At 43.8% G+C, this 8,546-nt stretch carries 8 protein-coding genes; all 8 read right to left on the bottom strand.

Translation table 11 applies throughout. The features are described 5' to 3' along the window. Positions 1-299: PTS sugar transporter subunit IIB (locus tag ACW12G_RS05130; protein ID WP_455647422.1), on the bottom strand; the 299-nt coding region annotated here is incomplete at its 3' end. A 135-nt stretch (positions 300-434) separates the two neighbouring features. Then, the gene (ileS, locus tag ACW12G_RS05125; protein ID WP_455647421.1) at positions 435-3,227 is read right to left on the bottom strand and encodes an isoleucine--tRNA ligase; all 2,793 of its coding nucleotides are present in this window, start codon (positions 3,225-3,227) and stop codon (positions 435-437) included. Between the two features lie 271 nt (positions 3,228-3,498). Further along, positions 3,499-4,164 (bottom strand): DivIVA domain-containing protein, encoded by a 666-nt coding sequence (locus tag ACW12G_RS05120; protein WP_455647423.1) that lies wholly within the window; start codon positions 4,162-4,164, stop codon positions 3,499-3,501. A gap of 34 nt (positions 4,165-4,198) precedes the next feature. Further along, positions 4,199-4,990, bottom strand: coding sequence for a YlmH family RNA-binding protein (locus tag ACW12G_RS05115; RefSeq protein WP_146976475.1), 792 nt, complete (start codon positions 4,988-4,990; stop codon positions 4,199-4,201). Position 4,991: 1 nt separating this feature from the next. Beyond that, positions 4,992-5,255 carry a YggT family protein gene (locus tag ACW12G_RS05110; RefSeq protein ID WP_010001958.1) on the bottom strand — a complete coding sequence of 88 codons (264 nt, stop codon included), beginning with the start codon at positions 5,253-5,255 and terminating at the stop codon, positions 4,992-4,994. Between the two features lie 3 nt (positions 5,256-5,258). Then, positions 5,259-5,729 carry a cell division protein SepF gene (locus tag ACW12G_RS05105; RefSeq protein ID WP_095652454.1) on the bottom strand — a complete coding sequence of 157 codons (471 nt, stop codon included), beginning with the start codon at positions 5,727-5,729 and terminating at the stop codon, positions 5,259-5,261. A gap of 110 nt (positions 5,730-5,839) precedes the next feature. After that, the gene (gene ftsZ, locus ACW12G_RS05100; protein WP_048700016.1) at positions 5,840-7,141 is read right to left on the bottom strand and encodes a cell division protein FtsZ; all 1,302 of its coding nucleotides are present in this window, start codon (positions 7,139-7,141) and stop codon (positions 5,840-5,842) included. 20 nt (positions 7,142-7,161) lie between these two features. After that, positions 7,162-8,514 carry a cell division protein FtsA gene (ftsA, locus tag ACW12G_RS05095; protein ID WP_029509126.1) on the bottom strand — a complete coding sequence of 451 codons (1,353 nt, stop codon included), beginning with the start codon at positions 8,512-8,514 and terminating at the stop codon, positions 7,162-7,164. Positions 8,515-8,546 lie beyond the last annotated feature (32 nt).

Here is an 8,546-nt window from a genome sequence, read left to right as displayed (position 1 = left end):
AACAAGATGTGATCACCAGCCAGTTGCGTATAATCAGTTAACTTAATCACCGCTAATGGCACCCCAAACTCATCGGTTAGACGTTGCATTTCTGCCTTAAGATAAGCCAATCGGGGTGTCAATAAGACAATATCTGGCTGCACCGCACGCAATTGCTCGTCAACATGGGAGTGGGAAGTCACAACAATCGTATAGCTTTTTTCTTGTGCCGTGGCTGCTTTTTTTATTGCCGACACCAGTCGGGTGATCGTTGGCGTCTGATCACCAACTAACAGCAATTTCTTGTTACCCATGGCCATGTGATGTTATCTCCTTCATGCTAAAGCTTATCATTTTAAATCCAGTATAGCGCGATTTTTAGCAAAAAGTAAGCGCTAACATGATTAATTGTAACAAAAAAAGTTACGAGACAAAATCGTAACTTTTTAAGCTAGTTATTCAAAACCTTCGGTTAATGCTTCCGGATAGAATTCACGAATAATTTCTGCTTCGTGCTTTGATAATTCTGGGAAAGCTGGATCAGCACCCAAATCTTCGTGATACATACGATCACGTGGTGATACACCGCCGGCCGCATGAGTGACCTTAATCCGAACACCATCATAAGACTTGGCATCGCCAGCTTGTGCTTCGTCTTCGATGTGCAACTGTGATACCATCAACAAAAGTCGTACATCGGCGTTAAGATCAGACAACATTTTTGCCTGTTCAGCGGTCAAATACAACGTCAACGCTGCTTCTGCGTTCTTACCAATCAATTCAGCTGATCGTGCTTCTTCTAATGCCTTATTGACGGCATCACGCATTGTCATAAAGGCAGCCCAGTTGGCCAATAAGTCACTGGTATCTCCAAGATCTTGCACTTCTGGCATTTCTGATAAGTAAGCGAATGCTGCTGTTTCATTTGGCAAGTATTCCCATACTTCTTCAGCTGTATGTGGCAAAATTGGCAACATCAACTTCGTCAATGCCAACAATGTTTCGTAGAAGACGGTTTGCATTGAGCGACGCGCATGACCCGTTGGTGCTTCAACGTAGACAACGTCCTTGGCAATATCCAAGTAGAACGCTGACAAGTCAACGTTAACAAAGTTAATCATCCGCTTAAAGATATCGTTAAATTGATAGTTATCGTAATAACCACGAATATCCTTGACAAAGTCGTTTAACAAGACTGAGAAGTATTGATCATGGCCAGCACGGTCGGCAAATGGCACAGCATCTGTTGCATAGTTAAAGTCAGAAGTGTTGGCCATCAAGAAACGCAATGTGTTACGTAGCTTACGGTAACTTTCAGACACTTGCTTCAAGATGTCGTTTGACACTGGCATATCTTGTGAAGTGTCCACAGAAATTGTCCACAAACGAAGAATTTCAATCCCCATTTGATCCGCCACATCAAGTGGTGAAATTGTGTTCCCTAATGACTTTGACATTTTGTTGCCGTTACCATCAAGCGTAAAGCCTTGTGATAACACATTTTTATATGGTGCATGACCAGTTGCCGCCACTGACGTGATCAATGATGAGTTGAACCAGCCACGGTATTGATCTGATCCTTCCAAATACAAATCAGCTGGATAATCAAGCTGTTCACGCGTGTTCATGACCCCTGCCCAAGATGAACCTGAATCAAACCACACATCCATAATATCTTCTTCCTTAGTGAAGATACCATTTGGTGAATGTTCATTGGTGTAGCCTTCTGGCAATAAGTCTTTTGCGTCATGTTCAAACCAATAGTTTGAGCCATACTTTTCAAACAAATCAGCAACATGATTAATCACTGCTTGATCAAGAATTGGTGTTTGATCTTCCGCATAGAAAATTGGCAATGGCACACCCCAGACACGTTGACGTGAGATAACCCAGTCACCACGGTCACGAATCATGTTGTACAAGCGCTTCTTACCCCATTCTGGGTAGAAATTCACGTTGTCCAATTCATCTAAGATATTTTGACGGAACTTTTCAACTGAAGCAAACCATTGTGGCACGGCACGCCAGATGATTGGCTTCTTGGTCCGCCAGTCAAATGGATAAGAATGGGTAATCTTTTCCTTGGCCAAGAAAACATTGGCTTCAGATAATTTGTTAATCACAAGACCAACGACGTCATCATAGAACTTACCTTCAAAGTCTGCACCAGCATTCTTAGTCATGTAGCCCTTTTCGTCAACTGTCACCGCAACTTCAAGACCGTATTCTTTTCCAACGTTAAAGTCATCTTCACCAAATCCAGGTGCTGTATGAACTAATCCAGTACCAGAATCGAGCGTGACGTGATCCCCATTCATCACCAGTTCTTCAACGTCTTCATCCCATGGGTGATAAGCTGTGATACGGTCTAATTCACGGCCCTTGTAAGTAGCGAGTACTTCATACTTGTCCCAGCCAAACTTAGGCGCAATGGCTTCTAATCGACCGGCTGCCACGACGAATTTACGCGTTTCCCCTTCGGGTTGCACCACAACATAATCCATGTCAGGGCCAAGCGTGATACCACGTGAAGCTGTTACCGTAAATGGTGTTGTCGTCCAAACCACTAAGTACGTATCTGAATCAAGAATACCCTTGCCATCTTTCACGCGGTTGGCATAATAAAGTGACGTTGAATCAATATCATGATATTCAATTTCCGCTTCAGCCAAGGCTGATTCAGACGACCATGACCAATAAACCGGCTTTGAGCCCTTAAAGATGTAACCCTTACCAGCCATTTCACCAAAGACGCGAACTTGCGCGGCTTCAAATTCTGGTTGTAGCGTAATATACGGGTTTTCCCAATCGGCCATAATGCCTAAGCGCTTAAAGTCTTGGCGTTGCTTATCAACTTGTTCTAAGGCAAAGTCCTTGGCCGAATCACGCCAAGCGGCCTTTGGCATTGACTTGCGATCGTGGCCGGCTTTGGTAAGTTGTTGTTCGATTGGCAAGCCATGCGTATCCCAACCTGGTACATATGGGGCATAGAAGCCCGCCATATTCTTATAACGGACAATAATATCCTTTGAAATTTTGTTCAAAGCGTGACCCAGGTGAATATTCCCATTGGCGTACGGTGGGCCATCATGCAAATTAAAATGTGGCTTTGTTTCGTTTTGTGCCAAACGCTTTTGGTACAAATTTTCATCATACCACTTTTGTTGGCGTACTGGTTCTGTCTTAGGCAGTGACCCACGCATTGGAAAATCAGTTTTTCCTAAGTTCAATGTGTCTTTATATTTCATCAATTGTCTCCTATTTGATTTTTTTCAAATGATAAGCCATAAAAAAGCGTCCCTAGGCAAATGCCTAGGGACGCTTTCGCGTGGTACCACCCAACTTCGGGTGCATAAAACACCCCTCAAGTCAGTGTTAACGATCTGCACCGTTTGAACTTACTATTTGTTCAGTCCAACAAACTCAATAACTGATCTGAAAGGTTACAGGGACGGTCATCTCCAACCACCATGACTCGCTTGACGTATGTTAACCAATCTTTCTGTGTTACGCTTTTTATTAATTATGATCTGGCGTTTCCGCTTCGGGAAACACGACAACTGGCCCTTGTTCAAATTCAGCGACTACTGCTTCCGCAATCACTTCTTCTTCAACAACATCATCAACTGATGCTGCTTCAACAGTCACTTGCCCAACGCGGTGAGCTGTCGCTTCACCCATTGGTAAACGATGAACAGCTTCCGCTAAATCACCATTTTCTAATAGTGTACGCTGTTGTGCCAATAATTTCAAGAAGGAATCTTTGAAACTTTCCACTTCGGCACGCAATAGGTTTTGTTCAGCGACCAAGGCAGCATTTTCTTCTGCAAGATATGTCGCTTCTGCTGCAGCCTTTGTCCGTGCATCGCTAATAATCTTTGTCGCAGATTCTTGTGCGTGCATCAATTGCTTTTTAACTTCAGCATCAGCATCTTGCTTTAAGCGATCAGCGGCCTCTTGGGCAACAAAAATTGATTGGTTAACTTGTTCGCGCTTAGCTTCTAATTCATCCACGCGAACTTGTAGTTGTGCATTTTCATGCACTAAGCGGTCACGATCTGCAATGAGTGCTTCGTAATCACTGTTGATTTGATCCAAAAAGGCATCAACTTCAGAGGCAACATACGCACGTGAGCCCTTTTTAGTAAATTCATGATTTAAAATTTCATCTGGTGTTAATCCCATCATCGTCTCCTTTTAAACAAAACGCTTTGCCATGTTATCGATGAATAATATGAAAAAGTGCTTTAATTTTATCTTTTTTACTGTAGCCATCCAGGATAGCCAGCTTTACCCGACCGTACTTGCGAACGGAAATCAGATCACCAACTTCAACAGTGTGATCAGGTTTAGCCTGTGTCACCCAATTCAAACGCACTTGTTGTTGTGTGATCAACGTTTTCGCTAAGCTTCTTGAGATATCAAATGTTGCTGCAATAACCGCATCTAACCGTAACGAAGGCAGTAACGTAAAGGTTTCTTCCCAATCATCCTGCGCTGTGATCGCCTGTGTCAACGGTAACACTGTCCAAGTGATTTTCACCCGACCAATCATCGTCACAGTTTGCTGAATATAGGTCAGCATTTTACTGTCGACAATGATTTGCCACCGTTGGTCCTGTCCAAGAATATCACCCACGACTGCTCGTTTAATGCCGGCATGCATCAACGCCCCCAAAATGGCTGCGTGATGTAATTCAGTAAACTTTGTTGGATAATTAATTTCCAATACCGCTAATTCAAACGCTGTCTGATCAATCTCATAAACTGCTGGCGCAATGATTGCCCGTTGGCTTTCAGCACCCGACACACCACCATCAAAATGGCTGGTTAAATCATCAGCTCGGTTAACCAGCGTTGTCAGAATGTACTGTTCTCTTGGGTTTAAAAATGGTGTGAGAATTGTACGATATTCATCTTCACTTTGCCGAATCCAATCACTCGCAAGTTGAATAAACGGTGCTTCTTCTGGTCGGAAATGCTGCGTAATAGCTGTTGTTGCTTCTGCCATATTAGACGAACAATAACACAAGATGTGTCAAGCCACTGACGGCAAAATTCAAAGCCAAAATAGCGATAATTGGTGACAAATCTAGCACACCAGCGATTGGCGGAATGAAACGGAATAAGTTCAAATACGGTACAACGATTCGTGCAAGCCACTGGCCAACACGAGATTGTTGCGCACCTGGCAACCATGTCATCAAGATGTAAATAATAATTGCATACTCGTAGTAACGTGCAATTCGAATAACCCAACTTAAAATTTCAAGCATAGCTTAGTACCGCGTGTTGGGTTCCAAATTATCAGTTAATGTCCCTGAAATTTCAAATGTATCAGGGGTTACTAAAAAGATGGATTGTCCAATACGTTCAATTTCACCATTAACGGCGTAAACTGCGCCACCCAAGAAATCCAGGATGCGCTTCGCTTGCGCTTCGTCAATTTGTGTGAAATTAACAATGACGGCTTCGCCACCCAAAATTTGAGAGGCAATGGCCCGTGAATCAGAATAAACTTTTGGTTCAAACAAAGCAATTTTGCTATTGGCATTGTTTGGATCTGTCGTCATTGGTTGTGCAGCTTGTGGGCCTTGACGTTGAAAGTAAGTGTTTTGTTGTGGGTTTGCTTGTACAGGCTGTTGGTAGGCTTGTTGGGGCTTTTCTTGATAACCCGTGCCATATCCTTCTTCATATACATCGTCTTCTTCATTACTGAAGAGCCGTTTTAGTGTCTCGCCTAATGCCATGGTTTCTCCTTAACCGCGTTTGTTGGTGCTCTATTATGGTCAACATCATTGCGCTATCACATCGCAATAGTTATCACATAATCGTTGTCTTGCCAACGAACACGCCTTTATTAACGTTTCTTAAAGAAAGGTGGTTGTTCGTCTTCATCTTCAGTATTTGAAAAGTCGACTGGTGCTTGATTTGACGTTGGCGTGTTAAAAACATCAAATGTTTGCTTTTGAACGCCATCAAATCGTTCGTCTTCAGCAAAGGCATCCTTTGACGCCCCACTCATGTTCCAATCAGCGAATGGATCATTTTGTGTTGGCGTTGGGTGCGCTTGCACATTATCTGCCACCAGCTTTTCAAATACAGAATTTGTTGCTGCAGCTTGTGCTGCGTCAGCAGACGGTGTGCCAAATAGGTTAGCTGGCTTTGCCTTTTGCGTTGGTTGCTTTGGCGCTGCTTCGCTGGCGCTTTTTTGCAAACCAGTCGCAATCACCGTCACGCGAATTGAATCGCCAAGGTTTTCGTCAATTGACGTTCCGAAGATAACGTTGACTTCACGACCAGCTTCTTGGGCAATCACTTCTGAAGCTGTTTGTGCTTCAAACAATGACATATCCAAGCCACCAGTAATGTTCAACAAGACATCTTCGGCACCTGACATATCCACTTCAAGCAATGGTGATGAGATGGCTTGCTTTGTCGCATCCGCGGCACGTGTTTCACCACTTGCTTGACCGACACCCATCAAGGCAGGACCGGCATCTTGCATCACAGTCTTCACATCAGCAAAGTCCAAGTTGATAAAGCCTGGGTTGGTAATCAATTCAGAAATACCACGAACACCTTGAGCAACCACTTCATCGACCACCTTAAAGGCTTCTGACAAAGGTGTGCGCAAATCGATACGATCCTTCAAACGTTCGTTGGTAATCACAATCAATGAATCAACTGATTCTGACAAGGCTTGCAAACCTTCCGCAGCAAAACGACCACGCTTTGGGCCTTCCCACTTAAATGGTCGCGTTACCACGGCCACTGTCAAAGCGCCTTGTTCCTTGGCAATACGAGCCACAACGGGAGCAGCACCGTTACCAGTACCACCACCCATGCCGGCTGTAATCACGACCATGTCGGCACCAGCAAGGGCTGAAGCAATGTCTTCAGCTGATTCTTCGGCCGCTTTTGTCCCACGTTCGGGATTTGAACCGGCCCCCAAACCACCTGTCAACTTTGGGCCAATTTGAATTTTAATGTCAGCCTTTGACTTATCTAAGGCTTGCACATCCGTGTTAGCCACGATAAATTCAACGCCATTGACACCTTCTTCGATCATATGGTTAACAGCATTTGATCCACCGCCACCAACACCGATAACTTTAATGATTGCGCCAGCTTCTTGGGCGTCATCAATTGAAAAATCCATGAGTTGTCTCCTTAACTATGTTAATCTTCGCTAAATAAATTTTTGATTGATTGTGTCAAACGGCCAAAGAACCCTTTTTTGGGTTGCACATCTTCACGACCATATTGGTAATGGTCAAATGGCTTGGCGTTTGCATCAGTTGTCTCAACGTTTGTCTGTGGCGTCATTGAAATTGTCGCATCAGATTGCACGTAGGCTGTGTTGTCGTGTTGGGCCATAATCACTTGCTTGATGACTTGTTGCGTCATACTTTCACGCGAAGCAAACATGGCATAAGCCATGGCGCGCGTGTATGAAGGATGGCGCAAACCGATTTGATCAGGTACAAACAAGCGAACATTCTCACCAAGAATGGTTTTCGCAAAGTCAACCATTCGAGGGAGTGCGGCATTGCCACCGGTTAAGACAAAACCACCTGGCATATTCAGTCCGTTAACGGCCTGTAATGGTTCAAAGGCACGCGTGAAAATTTGTTCTAAACGAGCTGCAATAATTTCTGACAAATACTTTTCAGAGATTGTTTGTGGTTGACTTTCACCAACCACATCGATCAAGAATGTTTGGTCATCACGCGTTTGAGTTGGGTCAGCAAACCCATAATCGCGCTTAATACGTTCAGCATTTGCATATGATGTGCCCAAAACAGTCGAAATATCCTTGGTGACGTTGTCGCCACCTTCCAAATCAACTGTATTAAACTTAAGTTTCCGATCATGAATGATAGACGTTGTTGTCTGTCCACCACCCAAATCGATTAATACTGTGCCAAAGTCTTGTTCACCGTCATTTAAAATACTGGTCCCAATTGCCAACGGGGCTAACACGAATTCACGCAATGAAACGCCGGCTTTTTGAATGGCAATTCTTGTATTATCTAAAATTTTACTTGGTCCAATATAGGCTGTGCCGCGCATCTCAAGCCGCACACCAATCATTTCATGGGGGTCTTTGATGCCATCAAAACCATCCACGCTAAATTCATCAACAATCACATCGATGACGTCACGATCAGCTGGTAAGTTATTTGACAAAGCTTGTTGTGTCACATGTTGTACATCGTCATAGGTAATGCGTTTATTTTGATTGGCAATGGATACTAAACCATCCACATGAATCATTTCGATTTGGTTAGCTGGGATACCCGCGACAACCTCATTAATTTGAATATTTGCTTTTTCTTGCGCTTGATCGATGGCTTCGCGAATTGCACTGGCCGTCGCATCAATATCAACGATTACGCCTTTACGTAAACCACGTGATGGTGCAGTACCCGCACCAATCACATTAAACTGGTTGCCAGTTGTCTGTGCAATCACAACTTTAATTGATGTGGTACCAATATCTAAACCAACCGTCACGCCTGCGTTATTCATGCGTTGTGCCCCTTTACAAAATTATTTTTTAT

It is taken from the genome of Leuconostoc sp., assembly GCF_965300815.1.
This window is presented reverse-complemented; position numbering and strand designations above follow the sequence as displayed.

What these genes read in the sequence shown, in the direction of transcription:
- ftsZ (WP_048700016.1), bottom strand. Translation starts at nt 7,141, where the DNA reads ATGGATTTTTCAATTGATGACGCCCAAGAAGCTGGCGCAATCATTAAA.
- ACW12G_RS05115 (WP_146976475.1), bottom strand. Translation starts at nt 4,990, where the DNA reads ATGGCAGAAGCAACAACAGCTATTACGCAGCATTTCCGACCAGAAGAA.
- ACW12G_RS05120 (WP_455647423.1), bottom strand. Translation starts at nt 4,164, where the DNA reads ATGGGATTAACACCAGATGAAATTTTAAATCATGAATTTACTAAAAAG.
- ACW12G_RS05110 (WP_010001958.1), bottom strand. Translation starts at nt 5,255, where the DNA reads ATGCTTGAAATTTTAAGTTGGGTTATTCGAATTGCACGTTACTACGAG.
- ftsA (WP_029509126.1), bottom strand. Translation starts at nt 8,514, where the DNA reads ATGAATAACGCAGGCGTGACGGTTGGTTTAGATATTGGTACCACATCA.
- ACW12G_RS05105 (WP_095652454.1), bottom strand. Translation starts at nt 5,729, where the DNA reads ATGGCATTAGGCGAGACACTAAAACGGCTCTTCAGTAATGAAGAAGAC.
- ileS (WP_455647421.1), bottom strand. Translation starts at nt 3,227, where the DNA reads ATGAAATATAAAGACACATTGAACTTAGGAAAAACTGATTTTCCAATG.